The 19,233-nt window shown below is 71.3% G+C and carries 12 protein-coding genes and 1 pseudogene; 9 read left to right on the forward strand and 4 right to left on the reverse strand.

The window, feature by feature from the left end:
- Nucleotides 1–217: 217 nt before the first annotated feature.
- Nucleotides 218–298, reverse strand: a pseudogene (locus P8T65_RS47575) (hypothetical protein); the annotation flags it as partial.
- A gap of 852 nt (nt 299–1,150) precedes the next feature.
- Here P8T65_RS47575 and P8T65_RS44960 point away from each other — a divergent pair.
- The 7 genes from P8T65_RS44960 to P8T65_RS44990 all read left to right on the forward strand — a co-directional run bounded on the left by P8T65_RS44960 (nt 1,151) and on the right by P8T65_RS44990 (nt 11,343).
- The gene (locus tag P8T65_RS44960) at nt 1,151–1,402 is read left to right on the forward strand and encodes an RICIN domain-containing protein (RefSeq protein ID WP_316731189.1); all 252 of its coding nucleotides are present in this window, start codon (nt 1,151–1,153) and stop codon (nt 1,400–1,402) included.
- 31 nt (nt 1,403–1,433) lie between these two features.
- The gene (locus tag P8T65_RS44965) at nt 1,434–2,540 is read left to right on the forward strand and encodes a ricin-type beta-trefoil lectin domain protein (protein WP_316731190.1); all 1,107 of its coding nucleotides are present in this window, start codon (nt 1,434–1,436) and stop codon (nt 2,538–2,540) included.
- 745 nt (nt 2,541–3,285) lie between these two features.
- Nucleotides 3,286–4,176 (forward strand): oxygenase MpaB family protein, encoded by an 891-nt coding sequence (locus tag P8T65_RS44970; protein WP_316731191.1) that lies wholly within the window; start codon nt 3,286–3,288, stop codon nt 4,174–4,176.
- Nucleotides 4,177–4,239: 63 nt separating this feature from the next.
- Nucleotides 4,240–6,540, forward strand: a complete 2,301-nt coding sequence (locus tag P8T65_RS44975) for a tetratricopeptide repeat protein (protein WP_316731192.1) — start codon at nt 4,240–4,242, stop codon at nt 6,538–6,540.
- Nucleotides 6,541–6,692: 152 nt separating this feature from the next.
- Nucleotides 6,693–8,291, forward strand: a complete 1,599-nt coding sequence (locus tag P8T65_RS44980) for an NAD(P)/FAD-dependent oxidoreductase (RefSeq protein WP_316731194.1) — start codon at nt 6,693–6,695, stop codon at nt 8,289–8,291.
- A 320-nt stretch (nt 8,292–8,611) separates the two neighbouring features.
- Nucleotides 8,612–9,736: a nitronate monooxygenase gene (locus tag P8T65_RS44985; RefSeq protein WP_316731195.1), complete on the forward strand. Its 1,125-nt coding sequence runs from the start codon at nt 8,612–8,614 to the stop codon at nt 9,734–9,736.
- Nucleotides 9,733–11,343, forward strand: coding sequence for an acyl-CoA synthetase (locus P8T65_RS44990; protein WP_316731196.1), 1,611 nt, complete (start codon nt 9,733–9,735; stop codon nt 11,341–11,343). The genes P8T65_RS44985 and P8T65_RS44990 overlap by 4 nt, the downstream gene beginning before the upstream one ends.
- A 116-nt stretch (nt 11,344–11,459) precedes the next feature.
- Here P8T65_RS44990 and P8T65_RS44995 read toward each other — a convergent pair whose 3' ends face one another.
- Together P8T65_RS44995 and P8T65_RS45000 are read right to left on the reverse strand one after the other, a co-directional pair.
- Nucleotides 11,460–12,272, reverse strand: coding sequence for an SAM-dependent methyltransferase (locus P8T65_RS44995; protein WP_399102767.1), 813 nt, complete (start codon nt 12,270–12,272; stop codon nt 11,460–11,462).
- A gap of 97 nt (nt 12,273–12,369) precedes the next feature.
- Nucleotides 12,370–14,793, reverse strand: coding sequence for a penicillin acylase family protein (locus tag P8T65_RS45000; protein WP_316731197.1), 2,424 nt, complete (start codon nt 14,791–14,793; stop codon nt 12,370–12,372).
- 229 nt (nt 14,794–15,022) lie between these two features.
- On the opposite strand from P8T65_RS45000, the gene P8T65_RS45005 reads away from it, so the two are divergent.
- Nucleotides 15,023–16,522, forward strand: coding sequence for an acyl-CoA synthetase (locus P8T65_RS45005; protein WP_316731198.1), 1,500 nt, complete (start codon nt 15,023–15,025; stop codon nt 16,520–16,522).
- A 24-nt stretch (nt 16,523–16,546) separates the two neighbouring features.
- On the opposite strand, the gene P8T65_RS45010 is transcribed toward P8T65_RS45005, so the two are convergent.
- Nucleotides 16,547–18,166, reverse strand: coding sequence for an acyl-CoA synthetase (locus P8T65_RS45010; protein ID WP_316731199.1), 1,620 nt, complete (start codon nt 18,164–18,166; stop codon nt 16,547–16,549).
- A 167-nt stretch (nt 18,167–18,333) separates the two neighbouring features.
- Here P8T65_RS45010 and P8T65_RS45015 point away from each other — a divergent pair, with 167 nt between their 5' ends.
- Entirely contained in the window at nt 18,334–19,134 is an 801-nt protein-coding gene (locus P8T65_RS45015; RefSeq protein WP_316731200.1) for a crotonase/enoyl-CoA hydratase family protein, read from the forward strand.
- Nucleotides 19,135–19,233 lie beyond the last annotated feature (99 nt).

The raw sequence follows: 19,233 nt of genomic DNA on the forward strand, positions 1-19,233 counted from the left end.
CGGTGACGTATCCCTGCATCTGCATCAGGGGCGTGGCGGGGCGCGTCGAGATCGGCTGCGCGTAAGGAGGGCCGCCCCTCGCCGCCCCCACCCCGTCGGCCGCCCTCTCGAAAACCAGGCGGGGTCTCTTCCATACTCCGCACCAGAGCAGCGACGAAGATCGCCTTCTGTCCGGGAAGAGGCGGAAGAGGTACGGGTGTGTGATGCCGCCCCGCTTGGCAATCGCCGCGGTGGTGGTGCCGTGATAGCCCGTGCGCGAGAACTCGGCGATCGCCGCGCGGGGCCTCCCTGCCGGCAAGACGGGCCAGCCCCCTGCGAGTCCAGCAAGGTCCTCGGCAGGGATCTGCCAAGTACTCAGCCTTCGACGGCGCGCAGCGAAATCCCGGCGTCCACGTGCACTGCGTCGTCAGCGTCCAATCCCAGTGCGACGCCGTCGACCGCCGTGTCGAGCAACGGCTATAGACCGCCAGGCAGCAGGCTTCGCTTGAGTACGGTCAGGCTACGTTGGGCGGTGATCCGCGGTATTCCCAGGATCGCGGCGCATGGTGGCCAGAACCCGTCAGCAAGGTTCATCGTCCCAAGTCAGGTAGGCACTTTCGCGTTTCCGCCCCGCCAGCCGCCGTACCCAATCGAAACGGCGAGGCCAAAGCCCCTGATGCATCCGATGTGCCCGCGTATGCGTTGGTGTGCGGTCCACCACCACGATGCCCTCCACACGTTGCTCTGAACCAGAGGCTCACACCGTCCGTGCTGTTCTGGGAAGAGTCAGGAGAGGAACGTTGCCTCACCGATCAGTCGTCGCGGCGTGCTGCCCGGCGTGGCCGCCATGACGGTTGCCGCAGCCGTTTCGCCCCCGCGCTCAGGCACGCTGCTCACGGGTGACGGTCAGCGGGCTGCCCTCCGGCGTCCGGGCCTCGATCCGCAACTTCGGGGTCCACGGCCGTCCCTTCAGCGCGGACGCTGGGACCGTCCTGTTGGTGAACCCGCGAGAGCGGCAAGGTGATGGACGTCATTGGCGCCTCGACCGCCGACGGCGGCGCGGTCATCCAGTGGCCGTGGAGCGAACCAGCAGAGCCCGGGCGGTTCCGGCCTGGGCGACCGACTCAACCAGTGAACCGACGAGGGCGGCGACAACCAGTCGTGGAGGCTGGTGCCTTCGACCAACGGCTATTACCAGTTCGTCAACGTCCGCAACGGTTGGTGCGCTTACGTCAAGGGCGCCTCCCCTGCGGACGGTGCCAAGGTCACCCAGTGGCCCTCCACCGGCGGCTCCAACCAGGACTGGCAGATCCTCGCGGTGCGAGCCGCCGGAACGCTCAGTGAGGGCGGAGTTGTCCGGCCCAGTTCGGTAGCAAGCAGGTGCCGAGTGGCCGGCACCAACGGCTATCCCCCTACCCGCTGATCCACCATCACTCGAAGAAGAGGATGTCTGTATGAGAAAGTCCTGGGTTCTCCCCCTGGTGACGCTTGTCGCCGCCGTGCTCGGGGTGACGGCGGCGGGTGTGGCTCCTGCCTCCGCCGCGCCCACCACCCCTTTGCGGGTCATGCCGTTGGGTGACTCGATCACCTGGGGTGTGGGCAGCAGCACCGGCAACGGCTACCGCGCGCCGTTGTGGAACAGGCTTGCGGCGGACGGGCATCCGCTGGACTTCGTGGGCTCGGGACGGAGCGGCCCGATGTCCGACCCCGACAACGAAGGCCACTCCGGGTACAAGATCCACCAGGTCGCCGCACTCACCGACGCCTCACTGACCCGCTACCGGCCCAACGTCGTCACGCTGCACATCGGCACCAACGACCTCAACGAGAGCTACCAGGTCTCCACCGCCACCGCCCGGCTGCGGTCGCTGGTCGACCAGATCACCGCCGCCGCCCCCGACGCGACCGTCCTCGTCGCCTCCCTGGTCGTGTCCACCAGCGGCTCGGAGGAGCTGTACCGGGGCGCGTACAACCAGGCGATCCCGCAGATCGTCAGGGACGCACAGTCCGCGGGTAAGCGCGTCGCCTACGTCGACATGAGCGGCCTGACCACGGCCGACCTGGTCGACGCCCTGCATCCCAACGACTCGGGCTACCAGAAGATGGCCGACGCCTTCCACCGCGGCGTTCAGGCCGCGGACAGCGCCGGGTGGCTGAGGAACCCCGCCCCCGCGCCCTCCCGTGTGCAGTCCGGCATCGCCGGCAAGTGCATGGACGTCAACGGCGCCGGCACCGCCGACGGGACCGCCGTTCAGACGTGGAGCTGCGGGGACAGTGCCAACCAGTACTGGTCCGCCTACACCGACGGCACCCTGCGCTCCCTGGGCAAGTGCCTCGACGCCGCCGGCGGGGCCACCGCCAACGGCACCAAGGTGCAGCTCTGGGCCTGCCACGGCGGCGCCAACCAGGTCTGGCAGCCATACAACGGCGGCTACCGCAACCCCGCCTCCGGCCGCTGCCTCGACGTTCCGGGCGCCTCCACGACCAACGGCACACAGCTCGTGCTGTGGGACTGCAACGGCGGCTCCAACCAGAAGTGGACCACCCTCGCCGCCGGATGACCCCCACTCCTAGGGTCTGAAACCCTTCCGGGTTCTCCTCGAGTGAGGCCGACCCATGGTCGGCCACCCGAACAAGGAACGGCCCGCCGCACCAGGAACACCGGTACGGCGGGCCGCTCGCGGTTCTCAGTTCTGCTGCAGGCGAGCCGTGGGGCTCAAACGCCTCCACGGCCCATGGCAGGCCGTTCACGACGGACTCCTTCCCCCGTGAGAGGTCCCAGGCAAGCGCAGTCGTCACTGTCACCAACTCCCGCTCGCCGGGCGGCGGGAGGGAGACCCTCGGATTGTGCTCGCGTCATTGAGAGGGTCGGTGATTTGCAGACCCGATCGGCAGTGCCGCAGCAGATGGATGGCTGTGGACCGTCATCTGCTGCTGGAAGCAGTTCCTCCTGGAGCCGCAGTGGGTCGGTCAAGCGCCTTCGACCGGCCGAGAACGTATCGATCAGCCCAATAACGAAGCCTGCTGCGGTGGACCGCGGGGGATGCCGCGGTTTCGGCGGAGTGGCCGCCGTAGGAGACTCTCGTGCGCGGAGTTACGGGGCCTGATCGCCGCCGAGGCGCGCGGGATCTCCGCCCGCTGCGGGAAGCCGCCCTCGTGCTCTCGACGGAACGCTCCCTGACCTGCGGTGTTCCGAGCGCCAAGTGTCTCTCTGATTCCGTCTTCCAGTCGCAGAACCCAGTTGGCATCAGTGCGGGTCAGGAACGATCCCTGGTGCCGACTATCGATCCCGGTCACACTGACGGGGTGGATGCCCCAGCTCACCCCGGCCCCGCCGCCCCCGCCAACCCTGCCCCGGCCGACCCCGGCCTGTTCGGGCCGGCCTCCGTGACCTGGCAGGTCCACGGCGACCCCATGATGTGGATCGCCGGGGTCCGCGCGTTGTACCTCCAGGCCCTGCACCCGCGCGCGGTGCGCGGCGTCACGCAGAACTCCGACTTCCGCAAGGACGCCTGGGGCCGGCTGTTGCGCACGGCGAGCTTCGTCGGCACGACGACATACGGCACCACCGAGGCCGCCGAGCACGCGGGCGCCCGCGTCCGCAAGATCCACCGTCTGCTGTCGGCCACCGATCCGGACACGGGGGAGCGGTACGGCGTCGGCGAACCCGAGCTGCTGCTGTGGGTGCACTGCGCGGAGATCGACTCCTATCTCCACGTCCTGCGCCGCTCCGGCTACCCCCTCACCGAGGCCGCCGCCGACCGGTACGTCGGCGAACACCGCGTCAGTGCCCGCCTGGTGGGCCTCGACCCCGCCGAAGTGCCCGGAAGCACGGCTGAGTTGGCGGCCTACTTCGAGCGGGTGCGGCCCCAGCTGGCGGCCGGCCCCGAGGCGCGGGAGGTCGACGACTTCCTGCGGCGGCCGCCCACCCACCCGTTGCTCGTACCGGCACGTGAGGCACTGTGGCGGCGCGTGGCGAACCTGGCGTACGCCTCCCTGCCGCCGTACGCCCATGAGTTGTACGGCCGACCCGGCCCCGCACCCGACGTGGTCACCCGTCGCCTGCGGCTCACCGGAACCTTTCTGCGCTGTGTTCCCGCACGTCTGCGCTGGCAACTCCCGCCCAAGCACATCCTGCGCGCCATGTCACGGCTCGGCCCCGGCTCCCGCCCCGCACCGTACAAAGTCGGCAGATAGGCCGCCATACTGGACGGGCCAGGGGAGGGCGGGTCCGTGCGGATACGGGGGCGATCGTCGGCGATGGGGGACACCAGGCTGATCCAGGGCCGGTACCGGCTGCTCGATCTGATCGGGCGCGGGGGAATGGGCGAGGTCTGGCGGGCGAGGGACGAGTCACTGGGGCGGCAGGTCGCGGTCAAGTGCCTCAAGCCCCTCAACGCCCAGCCCGACCAGTCCTTCACCCGGGTCCTGCGGGAACGCTTCCGGCGCGAGGCACGCGTCGCGGCGGCCCTCCAGCACCGGGGCGTGACCGTCGTCCACGACTTCGGCGAGTCCGACGGAGTGCTGTTCCTCGTCATGGAGTTGCTGGAGGGCCGCAACCTCAGCCAGCTCCTGGAGGACAACAGGCGCCATCCGCTGGCCGTCCCCGCGGTCGTCGAGATCGCCGACCAGGTGGCCTCCGCCCTCGCCTACACCCACCTCCAGGGCATCGTGCACCGCGACCTGAAGCCCGCCAACATCATGCTGCTCACCGACGGCACCGTGAAGATCTGCGACTTCGGCATAGCGTGCCTGGGCCGTGACGTCACCTTCACCTCCCGCCTCACCGGCACCGGCATCGCGATGGGCACCCCGCACTACATGTCGCCCGAGCAGATCATCGGTGCTCAGGTCGACCGGCGCAGCGACCTTTACTCGTTCGGCTGCGTGCTCTACGAGATCGTCACCGGTGTGCCGCCGTTCGACCTCGACGACGCCTGGGCGGTGCTCATGGGCCACCGCGACACCGCGCCGACACCCCCGCGCAGCCACCGCGACGAGGTGCCCGAGTACCTCGACCGGATCATCCTCGACCTGCTCGCCAAGGAACCGGACCAACGCCCCCACGACGCCCGTGAACTGGGCCGCAGGGTCGACGAGGGGCGGGCGGCGACGACCTCGCCACCGGCCCGTGCCCGCGTGCCGGTCGTCGCCCCGTCCCCGGTCGCCCCTGAAGCCGTTCCCGGGTGGCGCCGGCCCCACCCGGACGGACGGAACCGCCCCGGCCGACCGTCGGCGCGCGAACCCCGGCTGCCCTCCTGGACCCGGGGCATGACCACCGGCCACAAAGCCGCCGGAACCGGACCGGGCCTGCGCCCGCCGGACCCCTCCGCAGGGCTCACCGGGGACTGGATCGCCCGCCCCGCCGCCGGCCGCGTCGAACACCCCGCACAGGACGAACGCCCCGCCCCGCCGCCGGAGTTGATCACCACCTTGGCCGGCCGGCACAACGCGGGCCTGAGCCTCGGCCGCCTCGGCCGCTGGACGGAGGCCGGTGAGGTGCACCGCGCGGTCGCCGCCGAACGCGAGCACGCCCTCGGCCCCGACCACCCCGACACGCTCTCCAGCCGCTACGAGGTCGGCTTCACCCTCAGCCGCACCGGACGCCCCGCCGACGCGCTGCGCGAGTTTGCCCACGTGGCCCTCGCCCGCGAGCGCGTCCTCGGCCCCGAGCACCCCGAGACCCTCGCCGCGCGGCAGGAAATGGCCTACGTGCTGGGCCAGTTGGGCCGTCATCTGGAAGCCCACCAGGCCTACACCTCGGTCCTCGCCGTCCGCGAGCGCCTGGTCGGCCCCGACCACCCGGACACCCTGCGCTGCCGCCACAACCTGGCCTTCAACCTCAGCAGGCTCGGCCGACTGGAGGACTCGTACCGCATGGCGGAGGACGTGGCCGCCGTCCGCGCCCGGGTGCTCGGCGCCAACCACCCCGACACCCTCGTCACCCGTTACGAGGTCGCCTACGCCCTCGGCCAGTTGGGCCGCTGGCCCGAGGCACTGCGGACCTACCAGGAGGTCGCCGACTCCCGGGCACAGGCCCTCGGCCCCGAACACCCCGACACGCTGGCCGCCCGCCACGAGGTCGGCATCAGTCTCGGCAGGCTCGGCCGCAGCGCCGACGCGCTCGGTCTCTACCTCGCCCTCGTCGACGACCGCACCCGCGTCCACGGCCCCGCCCACACCGAGACGCTCCGCGCCCGCCACGGCCTCGGTGTCAACCTCGGCCGGCTCGGCCGCTGGGAGGAGGCCCTCGCCGAGTCCCGTGATGTGTGCGCCCTGCGCGAGCGCCTCTTCGGTCCGGACCACCCCGACACCCTCGTCAGCCACCGTGAGGTCGCCGTCGGCCTCGGCTGGCTCGGCCGCTGGGGCGACGCCCTCACCGAGTACCGTCGGGTCGCCGACGCCCGCGAGCGCGTCCTCGGCCCCGACCATCCCGACGCCCTCGCCAGCCGCAACGACGAGGCGCACTGCCTGGAGCAGCTCGGTCGCGGTCAGGAGGCGGTCGAGCTGTACCGACGCGTCGCGGAATTACGCCGACGGCGGCCCCCCGCCCACGGCTGAGCCCCGCCCGCCGGGCTGGGCCCTCGCCCGCCGGGCCGGACTTCCGCCCGCCGGGCTGGGCCCCGGCACCGGGCCGGACCCCCGCCGCATGCCGTTGATCCGCCTGACCCGTTCCCCTGGCCGACCCCGATCGGCGCGTGTTACCAAGAGCCATGTCTGCCACCCCCGCACCCTCAGCACGCCCCGCACGCCCGAGCGGGCCCCGGTCGCACGACTCCTACGACGCCGTGATCGTCGGAGGCGGTCACAACGGTCTGGTCGCCGCCGCGTACCTCGCGCGCGCGGGCCGGTCCGTCCTCGTGCTGGAGCGGCTGGACCACACCGGCGGAGCCGCCGTCTCGACGCGCCCCTTCGCCGGGGTCGACGCCCGGCTGTCGCGGTACTCCTACCTGGTCAGCCTGCTGCCCCGGAAGATCGTGCGGGACCTGGACCTCGGCTTCCGGGTCCGGGGCCGCACGATCTCCTCGTACACCCCCGTCGAACGCGACGGCCGGCCCACCGGTCTGCTCGTCGGCGGTGGCGAGCACCGCACCCGCGAGGCCTTCGGTCGGCTGACCGGTTCGGGCCGCGAGTACGAGGCCTGGCAGCGGTTCTACGGGATGACGGGCCGGGTCGCCGAACGGGTGTTCCCCACGCTCACGGAGCCCCTCCCCACCCGGGACGAACTGCGCCGACGCGTCGACGACACGGAGGCGTGGCGGACGCTCTTCGAGGAACCGATCGGCGCCGCCGTCGAGTCGACGTTCACGGACGACCTCGTACGCGGTGTCGTCCTCACCGACGCGCTCATCGGCACCTTCGCGGACGCCCACGACCCCTCGCTGCGCCAGAACCGCTGCTTCCTCTACCACGTGATCGGCGGCGGCACGGGCGCCTGGGACGTGCCCGTCGGCGGCATGGGCGCCCTCACGGACGCGCTGGCCAGGGCGGCGTGCGACGCCGGTGCCGTGATCGCCACGGGCCACGAGGTCCGGCACATCGCCACGGACGGACAATCCGCCGAGATCACCTACCGGACCGCCGACACGGAGGGCACGGTCGCCGCCCGGCACGTCCTGGTGAACGCCTCGCCGCGGGAGCTGGCCGCCCTGACCGGCGACGAACCGCCCGCTCCGGCCGAGGGCGCCCAGCTCAAGGTGAACATGCTGCTCAAGCGGCTCCCCAGGCTCCGGGACGAGTCCGTCGACCCGCACGAGGCCTTCGCCGGGACCTTCCACATCGCCGAGGGGTACGGCCAACTGGCGGCCGCCCACGCCCAGGCCGCCTCCGGCGCGTTGCCCGAGGCCCCGCCCTCCGAGATCTACTGCCACTCCCTCACCGATCCGACCATCCTCGGCCCGGACCTCGTCGAGCAGGGCTACCAGACGCTCACCCTGTTCGGCCTGCACACACCCGCGCGGCTGTTCGAGGCCGACAACGACGGCGTACGCGAGGAACTCCTCAAGTCGACCCTCGCCCAGCTGGACGCCCACCTCGCCGAGCCCCTCGCGGACTGCCTGGCCACCGACGCCGACGGCCGCCCCTGCATCGAGGCCAGGACCCCCCTCGACCTGGAACGCGACCTGGGCCTCCCGGGCGGCAACATCTTCCACGGCGACCTCGCCTGGCCCTACGCACAGGAGGGCACCGGCCGCTGGGGCGTGGAGACCCGCCACGCCAACGTCCTGCTGTGCGGCGCGGGCGCGGTACGTGGCGGCGGCGTGAGTGGCGTCCCCGGTCACAACGCGGCGATGGCCGTCCTGGGGGAGTGAGACAGGAACACCTCCCGGCGGCCCGCCCATTGTCCGGACGCCCAACCCGCCCTGCCAAACAATGCACCGTGCGTTGAAATCAACACCACGAGCGGCAACGGGGGACCGCTCACGGGGGAGAGGCCCTGCTGATTGCCCGCGATCAGCAGGGCCGCGCCCTGAAGGGGGCGCGGGGAACTGCGCGCCCAGCCCCCACCCACCCGCACCCGCCCCTCGACCCCCAGACGCGCCCAGTCCCGCCCACCCCTCGCTCAACCAAATCTGACGAGGCATCAGAAAACCCCTTCCCTCGTCCGGAGGACTACGGCATCCTGCGCACCATGCAGACGGAGCTGAGCAACACCCTCGGAGTCCAGTACGCCGTCTTCGGCTTCACCCCGTTCCCCGCGGTCGCGGCCGCCATCAGCCGGGCCGGCGGCTTCGGTGTGCTCGGCGCGGTCCGCTACACGGCCCCCGACGACCTCAAACGCGACCTCGACTGGATCGAGGCCCATGTCGACGGCATGCCCTACGGCCTGGACGTCGTGATGCCGGCCAAGAAGGTCGAGGGCGTGACGGAGGCCGACATCGAGGCGATGATCCCCGAGTCGCACCGGCAGTTCGTCAAGGACACGCTCGCCCAGTACGGCGTCCCCGAACTGGCCGAGGGGGAGGCCTCCGGCTGGCGCATCACCGGCTGGATGGAACAGGTCGCCCGCAGCCAGCTCGACGTCGCCTTCGACTACCCGATCAAGCTGCTCGCCAACGCCCTCGGCTCCCCGCCCGCCGACGTCGTCGACCGCGCCCACGAGCGGGGGATCCTCGTCGCCGCGCTCGCCGGAAGCGCCCGCCACGCCCGTAAGCACGCGGACGCCGGTATCGACATCGTCGTAGCCCAGGGCTACGAGGCCGGCGGCCACACGGGCGAGATCGCCTCCATGGTGCTGACCCCCGAAGTCGTCGACGCCGTCGCCCCGTTGCCGGTGCTGGCCGCCGGAGGCATCGGCAGCGGACAGCAGGTGGCCGCCGCCCTCGCGCTGGGCGCCCAGGGCGTCTGGCTCGGCTCGCTCTGGCTGACCACGACCGAGGCCGAACTGCCCTCGCCCCGGCTGATCGAGAAGTTGCTCGCCGCGGGTTCCGGGGACACCGTCCGCTCCCGTGCCCTCACCGGGAAACCCGCCCGCCAGCTGCGTACCGAATGGACCGACGCCTGGGACGACCCCACCGGACCGGGCACCCTCCCCATGCCCCTGCAGGGCCTGCTCGTCGCCGAGGCGGTGTCCCGCATCCAGAAGTACGAGGTGGAGCCGTTGCTCGGCACCCCGGTCGGGCAGATCGTCGGCCGGATGAACAGCGAGCGCAGCGTCCAGGCTGTCTTCGACGACCTCACCCGGGGCTTCGAGAAGGCCGTGGACCGCATCAACCGGATCGCCGGAAGGATCGCCGAAAGGAGCGAGGGACAGTGAGCCAGGCCTCCCAGGGTCAAGCCTCCCAAGGCCAAGCCTCCCAGGGCCAAGCCCCGCAAAGCCGGCCTCCCCAGGGTTTCTGGGCCCAGGCCACCGCGGACCCCGGCCGTACGGTCCTCGTCGCGCCCGACGGGGAGGAGTGGACCGCCGGACGGCTGCACGCCGAGACCAACCGGCTGGTCCACGGCCTGCGCGCGGCCGGACTGGAACGCGGCGACGCCTTCGCGGTCGTCCTGCCCAACGGCGTCGAGTTCCTCGTCGCCTACCTGGCCGCCACCCAGGCCGGCTTCTACCTCGTGCCCGTCAACCACCACCTCGTCGGCCCCGAGATCGCGTGGATCGTCTCCGACTCCGGCGCCAAGGTGCTCATCGCGCACGAGCGGTTCGCCGAAGCCGCCCGGAACGCCGCCGACGAGGCGAAGCTCCCCGAGAACCGACGGTACGCGGTCGGCACGGTCGAGGGCTTCCGGCCGTACGCGGAACTCCCGGACGGGCAGCCCGAGTCGGCGCCGGCGCAGCGCACCCTCGGTTGGGTCATGAACTACACCTCGGGCACCACCGGGCGCCCCCGGGGCATCCGCCGCCCGCTGCCCGGCAAACTCCCCGAGGAGTCCTACCTCGGCGGCTTCCTCGGCATCTTCGGCATCCGGCCGTTCGACGACAACGTCCACCTGGTCTGCTCGCCGCTCTACCACACGGCCGTCCTGCAGTTCGCCGGCGCGTCCCTGCACATCGGACACCGTCTGGTGCTGATGGACAAGTGGACGCCCGAGGGGATGCTCCGCGCCATCGACGCCCACCGCTGCACGCACACCCACATGGTGCCGACCCAGTTCCACCGGCTCCTCGCGCTCCCGGAGGAGGTGCGCGCCCGCTACGACGTGTCGTCCATGCGGCACGCCATCCACGGGGCCGCGCCCTGCCCGGACCATGTGAAGCGGGCCATGATCGAGTGGTGGGGCGAGTGCGTCGAGGAGTACTACGCGGCCAGCGAGGGCGGTGGTGCCTTCGCCACCGCCGAGGACTGGCTGAAGAAACCCGGCACGGTCGGCAAGGCCTGGCCCATCAGCGAGCTCGCGGTCTTCGACGACGACGGCAACCGGCTGCCGCCCGGTGAACTCGGCACCGTCTACATGAAGATGAGCACCGGCGGCTTCTCCTACCACAAGGACGAGGGCAAGACGCGGAAGAACCGCATCGGGGACTTCTTCACCGTCGGCGACCTCGGTGTTCTCGACGAGGACGGCTATCTCTTCCTCCGGGACCGCAAGATCGACCTGATCATCTCCGGCGGCGTCAACATCTACCCCGCCGAGATCGAGGCCGCCCTGCTCACCCATCCCGCCGTCGCCGACGCCGCCGCCTTCGGCATCCCGCACGACGACTGGGGCGAGGAGGTCAAGGCCGTGGTCGAACCGGCCCCCGGATTCACACCGGGGCCGGTCCTGGCCGAGGAGATCCTGGCCCACTGCGCCCGCCGACTGGCCGGGTACAAGCGCCCGAGGAGCGTCGACTTCACGGTGGCGATGCCCCGCGACCCCAACGGCAAGCTCTACAAGCGGCGGTTGCGGGAGCCGTACTGGGAGGGCCGGGAGAAGGCCGTCTGAGACCCTGGACGACACCGGCATCGTCGGCACCGGCGCCGGTTTCGGCTGCGATGTCGGGGCACCGGCGTCCTGGCACCTCCACGGGCGTCGGCATCGGCGTCGGCATCGAGGTCCCGTCACGGCTTGCGCGCGACCCCGCCCAGTGCGATGACCTCGCCGTGGACCGGGGTCGCCGGGCCGGGGCGCCAGTCGTTCAGCGGGACGACCCCCGGTGCCAGCAGCTCCAACCCGTCGAAGAAACCGGCCAGTTCGGCCGGGCTCCGCAGGAAGTAGGGAACCGCGCCGCTCTCGTTGTAGCGGCGGGTGGCCTCGGCGTTCGCCTTGTGCGTGTCCACGCTGTCGTTGAACGCGAACCAACTCCCGGGCGGCAGCGCGCCCATCAGGGCGCCGATGATGGCACGCGCCTCGGCGTAGTCGGCGATGTGCCCGCTGACCTGCATCATCGTCAGCCCGACCGGCCGGGAGAGATCGAGCGTCTTCGCGGCCTCCCGCAACACGGTCTCGGGGTCGTGCAGATCGGAGTCGACGTAGTCGGTCGCCCCCTCGGGCGTGCTGGTGAGGAGCGCCCGGGCGTGCGTCAGCACCAGCGGGTCGTTGTCCACGTAGACGACCCGCGCGTCCGGGGCGGTCCGCTGCGCGATCTCGTGCGTGTTGTCCGCGGTCGGCAGCCCGGTGCCGATGTCCAGGAACTGACGTATCCCCGCCTCGCCGGCGAGGAAGGTGACCGCCCGGCCGAGGAACGCCCGCGAGTCGCGGGCGAGATCGGTGATGCCGGGGAACACCGCGCGGAAGGCGTCGCCCGCCGCGTGGTCGACCGGGTAGTTGTCCTTGCCGCCCAGCCAGTAGTTCCAGATCCGGGCCGAGTGCGGCACCGACGTGTCGATCATGGTCGTCGAGTCCGTCTCCGGACGTAACGAGTCCTGCGCCACCGAGGGGCCTCCTCAAGAGGAAGGGTGATATGCCAATGGCATGGTGCTGTCAGAAGAATGGTGCCGCCCCGAGCGGGGCGGCACCACACCCCCTCGCTCATTGGCTCACATGCACCACCTTCAGCTTCGGCGAGGACAGAATGTCCTTCTCGCAGTACCGGGAGGGCACCCACTTCTCCGCCGAGAACAGCCGCGTCTGGTCCAGGTAGTGGGGTGAATTCGGGTTCGACGACTGCGAGTACGTCAGCAGCGTGCGGGCCACCGGGCAGCGGCCGCCGTCCCAGCCGACCGCCTGGATGTGGCTGGAACCCGACGAGACCTCCGCGTAGCCGCCCTCGGCCCCGCGCCACGCCGACTCGATCTTGTTCCACACGCCCAGCGACTCCGTGCCGCCGGACACCGGGATGCGCGATCCGTTCCGTACGACGAACTGGTGGTCGCCGAGCTTCGCGTCCAACGCGACGCCCGCCGCCCGCAGTTCCGTCAACGTCCCCGCCAGGGCCGTCTCGAAGCCGGGCGCGTCGGTGTTGAGCGTGTTCGGGGTGTTGACCGGGTCCGCCGCCGAGAACGGCACCTTCCACAACTGCGGGCGCGGCACCGTGGCGTTCAGCCGCTGCCAGAAGCGGTCGAAGAGCAGCGCGCCCCGGCTGTCGCCGTCGACGGTCCGGTCCCAGGTCCGCAGCACCCGGCACGCCTCGGACACGTCCACCTCCTCGCCGTCACCGGCCGTCGCCGTCCCGCCCGGCAGCGCGGCACAGGCACGGGCCATGTCGTCGGCCGCGAGATCGGCCGCCGGCACCCGGTTGGCGAACTGCTGCCGTTGCAGGTCGCGCACGGTCAGGCCGCCCTTGTCGGCCATGGCCGACACGTCCTCGATCGCGCCGCGGGTCCGTAGCGACCGCTGGGTGCCGACATTGCCGAAGACCCGCTCGTATCCCGTCAGCGGCTGGTCCGCGTTGGCCAGCCACGCGCTGTCGTTGGAGTTCTCCGCGTACGGTGCGTCCTTCAGCGTCGGCATCCTCGCGGGCCCGAAGATGCCCGGCTGCACCGCGTCCGCGTCGCTGCCGAGCGCGCAGTCCGAGCGGGAGCCGTCCAGAATCGCCACGCCCGCCGACGGATAGGTGGCCCTGCCCAGCGGGGTCGAGCAGCGGGCCGCGAGGTCGTCGGTGATCCGGGGGAGGGTCTGCGACTGGGTGAAGAGGGTGTGCCCCGCGGAGTCGGCCGCGACGGTGTTCACCCACGGCAGGCCCTGGTGGCGGGCGAGGGATTTCAACACGTCCGCCGTGCCTCGCGCCTTGGCGAAGCCCAGCGAGGTGTCGGTGAAGCGGACGTTCGCCGCGTTGGGGTCGTTCACGGTGTACGCGGTACCGGCCGTCCAGGGCAGCGGAAGGTCGGCGCCGAGCGAGGCGACGACCGGGCCGTACCGCGTCCACCACTGGGTGCGGGTGACCGGGGAGCCGTCCTTCACCCCGACGGTGACGGTCCGTTTCGTCATCCGCTGCGGCTCGCCGTCCACCAGGTACACGGTCGGGTCGGCCGGGTCCAGCGTCAGCTGGTGGACGTTCATGGGGACGCCGGTGGCCACGGTGTGGCTCCACGCCACCTTCGCGTTGAACCCGATCTGGGTGATCGGCGAGCCGAGCAGCGCCCCGCCCGAGACGTTCAGCTCACCGGGGATCGTCTGTTGCGCCTGCCAGAAGCGGCGCCCGCCGGCCCAGGGGTAGTGCGGGTTGCCCAGCAGCAGGCCCCGGCCGTTCGCCGTGGTGCCACCGCCGAAGGCGACGGCGTTCGACCCCATGTCGGCGTTCGCCGCGTCGAACAGCTCGCTCGCCGCGCGGGCGGCGGTCTTCGCGTCCGGAGCGGCGGCGCTCTCGTCCGCGGTGCCGGAGGCGGGCGGCTGGGCGGTTGCGATGGTGTCCACGAGCCGTCCCTCGCCGCCGAGCACAGCCAGGGCGTACGCCCGCGAGAACACGTCGAGCGTGGAGACCGGCCGCACCCAGGCGGCACCCTTGCACGCGGGGTCGGTGATCCGGTTCTTCCTCAGCCACGCGTTGTAGCCGGCCGCCCAGCCCCGCATCAGCTCCTTCACCGCGCGGCTCGGCCCCAGCGGCTCGGGCCGCTCCAGCAGCCGTCGTACGGTGCCGGCGTCCCGGACACCCCGGAAGTACAGGTCGCTCGTGAGGTTCCTGGAGGCGGAGGAGAGCGAGAAGTCGGGGGCGGCGTCGGGCCCGAAGTGGCGGGAGCGCTGCCCCCGCACGGTCACGAAGCCGTCGGCGAGCACGCACACCTGGTCGGCGGCCTGCGCCCAGCCGGTGCCGAATCCCAGGTTCGCGTAGTCCTTCGCGACGATGTGCGGTATGCCGTACTCGGTGTAGCGGATCACGGCGGACAGACCGCCGTGGGACGCCCGTGGCCCACCGGCCCGTCCGTCGTCGGTGGCGGCGGTGGCCGAGGGCAGTACGGCCGAGGCGGTGAAGAGGGCGACGGCCGAGATCAGCAGCTGTCTCAGACGGGTGCGCATGGCGACTCCCAACGTCGTCGGAGGAAGAGAGGGTTGAGCAGGTCGACACGTGTCTGCGTAGTCCATACGGGTGATGGATCTTCCCTCAAGGTGACTCGCCGTTCGAAGGCCGGGGTTGAGCGACTTCCCGCCATGTGCGCCGGACACCGGCCACGGGGCCGATGCGCTTGACCTGGCTCGCGCGACGGAACGAGGATCGCGGCAGGACCTGGACGAAGGAGAGCGGGACATGACGGCTGGCCGCAGCGTGACGGTCGACGGGACGCTGCGGCGCAGCGCCCGGCGGACCCCGGCCCGCACCGCGATCCACTACTGCGAACGGTCCTGGACCTACGCCGAACTGGACGACGCCGTCTCCCGCGCCGCCCGTGCCCTGCGCGACACCGGCCTCGCACCGGGCGACCGGGTCGCCGCCTACGGCCACAACTCGGACGCCTACCTGATCGCCTTCCTGGGCGCCGCCCGAGCCGGCCTGGTGCACGTCCCGGTCAACCAGAACCTCACCGGTGACGACCTCTCCTACATCCTCGACCAGTCGGGCAGCACCCTCGTCCTCACCGACCCGGACCTGGCCGGCCACCTCCCCGACGGCCCCCGCACCCTGGCGCTGCGGGACGCCGACGACTCGCTCCTCGCCCGCCTCGCGACCACCGAGCCGTACGACGGGGAGGAGCCCCGCGCCGAGGACCTCGTCCAGCTCCTCTACACCTCGGGCACCACCGCGCTCCCCAAGGGCGCGATGATGACGCACCGCGCCCTGGTGCACGAGTACCTCAGCGCGATCGCCGCCCTGGACCTCCAGGCGGGCGACCTGCCTCTGCACTCCCTGCCGCTCTACCACTCGGCGCAGATGCATGTGTTCCTGCTGCCGTATCTCGCGGTCGGGGCCACCAACACGATCCTCGACGGGCCCGACGGCGACCGGATCCTGGACCTGGTGGAGGAGGGCCGCGCCGACAGCCTGTTCGCCCCGCCCACGGTGTGGATCGCCCTCGCGAACCGCCCGGACTTCGACACCCGCGACCTCGGCGGGCTGCGCAAGGCCTACTACGGGGCCTCGATCATGCCGGTGCCCGTCCTGGAACGCCTCAGGGAGCGTCTGCCGAAGCTGGCCTTCCACAACTGCTTCGGACAGAGCGAGATCGGCCCGCTGTCCATGGTCCTCGGTCCCTACGAGCACAAGGGCCGGATGGACTCCTGCGGGCGTCCCGTCATGTTCGTCGAGGCGAAGGTCGTCGACGAGGACGGTGAGGAGGTGCCCGACGGCTCTCCCGGCGAGATCGTCTACCAGTCGCCCCAACTCTGCGAGGGCTACTGGGAGAAGCCGGAGGAGACCGCCGAGGCCTTCCGCGACGGCTGGTTCCACTCCGGGGACCTCGCGGTGCGCGACGCCCACGGGTTCTTCACGGTCGTCGACCGGGTGAAGGACGTCATCAACTCCGGTGGCGTTCTGATCGCCTCCCGCCAGGTCGAGGACGCGCTCTACACCCACGACCGGGTGGCCGAGGTCGCGGTCATCGGCCTGCCCGACGACCACTGGATCGAGGCCGTCGCGGCGGTCGTCGTCCCCCGGGGCGAGGCGACCGAGGAGGAACTGATCGCCCACGCCCGCGAGAGGCTCCCCCACTTCAAGGCACCGAAGCGGGTCTTCTTCGTGAACGAACTACCGCGCAACGCCAGCGGAAAGATCCTCAAGCGCGAGCTCCGCGACCGTTTCACGCGCCCCTGACCGGACGCGGCCCCGGTGGCCGGCTCACGCGTCCGCCGCCACCGCCACCGAGCGCGCCCAGCGGTAGTCCGCCTTGCCGCTGGGGGAGCGCTGGATGGCGTCGGTGAGGACCAGCTGGCGGGGGATCTTGTAGCCGGCGAGGCGGGTGCGGCAGTGGGTCTGGATGTCCTCCAGCGACGGCCGGGCGGCCCCCTCGCGCAGCTGCACCACGGCGGCCACATGGTTGCCCCACCGGACGTCCGGCACCCCGGCGACCAGCGCGTCGTAGACGTCGGGATGGGCTTTTAGCGCCTGCTCGACCTCCTCCGGATACACCTTCTCGCCACCGGTGTTGATGCACTGCGACCCCCGGCCGAGGACCGTGACGACACCCTCCTCGTCGACGGTCGCCATGTCGCCGAGAAGTACCCAGCGCTCGCCGTCCCGCTCGAAGAAGGTCTCGGCGGTCTTCCGAGGGTCGTTGTAGTAGCCGAGGGGGACATGGCCCCGCTGCGCCACCCGGCCGGGCACACCGACCGGGACCGGCTCGTACGTCGCCGGGTCCACGACCTGCGTACGGGAGTGCACGCGGATGCGGAACCCGTTGCCCGCGCCCGCGTCCTGTGTGGCCGTTCCGTTGAAACCGGACTCCGACGAGCCGAAGTTGTTCAGCAGCATCGCGTTCGGCACCAGGGCCTGGAACTGCCGCCGGACCGTCTCGGACATGATCGCCCCGGAGGACGACACGCTGAACAGCGACGAGCAGTCGGTGCCCTTCAGCGGCCCGCCGAGCGCGTCGATCAGCGGCCGCAGCATCGCGTCGCCCACCAGGGACACACTGGTGACCTTCTCCCGCTCGATGGTGCGCAGGACCTCCTCGGGCACGAACTTGCGGTGTATCACGACCCGTTGGCCGAAGTTGAACCCGATGAACGCGGTGAGCGTGGACGTCCCGTGCATCAGCGGAGCCGTGGGGAAGAACGTGATCCCGTCGCCCCCTGCAGCCACCCGCTCGGCCAGCTCCTCCGGAGACTTCACCGGCTCCCCGGTCGGCGCGCCGCCGCCCAACCCCGAGAAGAACAGATCCTCCTGACGCCACATCACCCCCTTGGGCATGCCCGTGGTGCCGCCGGTGTAGATGATGAACTGGTCGTCGCCCGAGCGGGCCGGGAAGCCCCGCCCGTCGGACGCGGTGGCCTCCGCCTCGGTGAAGGCGACGGCGTCGAGGGCCGGCGCGTCCGGCGCGAGGGTCCCCACCCGCACCAGGTGCCGCAGCTTCTCCGTCCGCGGGAGCGCGGCCGCCACCCGCCCCGTGAACTCCGCCTCGAATACCAGCCCGGCCAGGTCCGCGTCGCGGTAGAGGTAGACCAACTCCTCTTCCACATAGCGGTAGTTGACGTTGACCGGCACGATCCGCGCCTTGAGGCAGCCGAGCGCGGTCTGCAGGTACTCGACGCCGTTGTAGAGGTGCAGGCCGACATGCTCGCCGGGCCGTATCCCGCCGTCGAGCAGATGGTGGCCGATCCGGTTCGCCGCCGCGTCCAGTTCGGCGTAGGTCAGCCGGCGTTCCGCGCCCGTACCGGGGATGTCGAGGTACGCGAGCGCCGCCCGGTCGGGGACCACGTCGACGACCGACTCGAACAGGTCGGCAAGGTTGTACTCCACCGCACTCCTCCTGACCCCGCTGCCCTCGGTTGCCGGTCATCAGAGCAAAGGGCGGCACAACTGTGAAGAGTCCCCGCACAGAAATCTGACTGCCTGTCAGAAAACCCTTGAAGTGCCGACCCGGCTCCTGCAACCTGTTCTCGTTTCCTGTGGACGGAGGACACCGGATGGGCGGCACCGAACACCTCACCGTGCGACGCGAAGGCGCCACACTGGTGCTCACGCTCAACAGGCCCGAGGCCAAGAACGCGCTCTCGCTGCCGATGCTGGTCGGCCTGTACGACGGCTGGGTCCAGGCCGACGAGGACGAGGAGGTCCGCTCGATCGTCCTCACGGGAGCCGGCGGTGCCTTCTGCGCCGGGATGGACCTGAAGGCCCTCGCGGGCAAGGGCATGGAGGGCCAGCAGTACCGGGACCGGCTCAAGGCCGACCCCGACCTGCACTGGAAGGCGATGCTGCGTCACCACCGGCCGCGCAAACCGGTCATCGCCGCGGTCGAGGGACACTGTGTCGCCGGCGGCACGGAGATCCTCCAGGGCACGGACATCCGCGTCGCGGGGGAGTCGGCGACGTTCGGCCTCTTCGAGGTCCGGCGCGGGCTCTTCCCGATCGGCGGTTCCACGGTCCGCCTCCAGCGGCAGATCCCCCGTACGCACGCGTTGGAGATGCTGCTCACCGGCCGGCCCTACAGCGCGCACGAGGCCGCCGGGATCGGTCTCGTCGGGCACGTCGTGGCCGACGGTACAGCCCTGACCAAAGCCCTGGAGATCGCCGAACAGATCAACGCGTGCGGGCCGCTGGCCGTGGAGGCGGTGAAGGCGTCCGTGTACGAGACGGCCGAGATGACCGAGGCGGAGGGGCTGGCCGCCGAGTTGAAGCGGGGGTGGCCGGTCTTCGACACGGCCGACGCGAAGGAGGGGGCTCGTGCCTTCGCCGAGAAGAGGCCCCCTGTTTACAAGCGGGCGTAGACGTACTGCTCAGGTCGTGTGTCGGCCGCGGGTCCGTCGTGGCTGGTCGCGCGGTTCCCCGCGCCCCTCGGGGGCGCTCCTGCCGCTCCCCTTTCGAAG

The sequence above is a fragment of the Streptomyces sp. 11x1 genome, from assembly GCF_032598905.1.
Taxonomy (GTDB): Bacteria; Actinomycetota; Actinomycetes; order Streptomycetales; family Streptomycetaceae; genus Streptomyces.

Coding starts and splice junctions, on each gene's coding strand:
- P8T65_RS44980 (WP_316731194.1), top strand. CDS start 6,693: ATGTCTGCCACCCCCGCACCCTCAGCACGCCCCGCACGCCCGAGCGGG.
- P8T65_RS45005 (WP_316731198.1), top strand. CDS start 15,023: ATGACGGCTGGCCGCAGCGTGACGGTCGACGGGACGCTGCGGCGCAGC.
- P8T65_RS44965 (WP_316731190.1), top strand. CDS start 1,434: ATGAGAAAGTCCTGGGTTCTCCCCCTGGTGACGCTTGTCGCCGCCGTG.
- P8T65_RS45000 (WP_316731197.1), bottom strand. CDS start 14,793: ATGCGCACCCGTCTGAGACAGCTGCTGATCTCGGCCGTCGCCCTCTTC.
- P8T65_RS44975 (WP_316731192.1), top strand. CDS start 4,240: ATGGGGGACACCAGGCTGATCCAGGGCCGGTACCGGCTGCTCGATCTG.
- P8T65_RS45015 (WP_316731200.1), top strand. CDS start 18,334: ATGGGCGGCACCGAACACCTCACCGTGCGACGCGAAGGCGCCACACTG.
- P8T65_RS44985 (WP_316731195.1), top strand. CDS start 8,612: ATGCAGACGGAGCTGAGCAACACCCTCGGAGTCCAGTACGCCGTCTTC.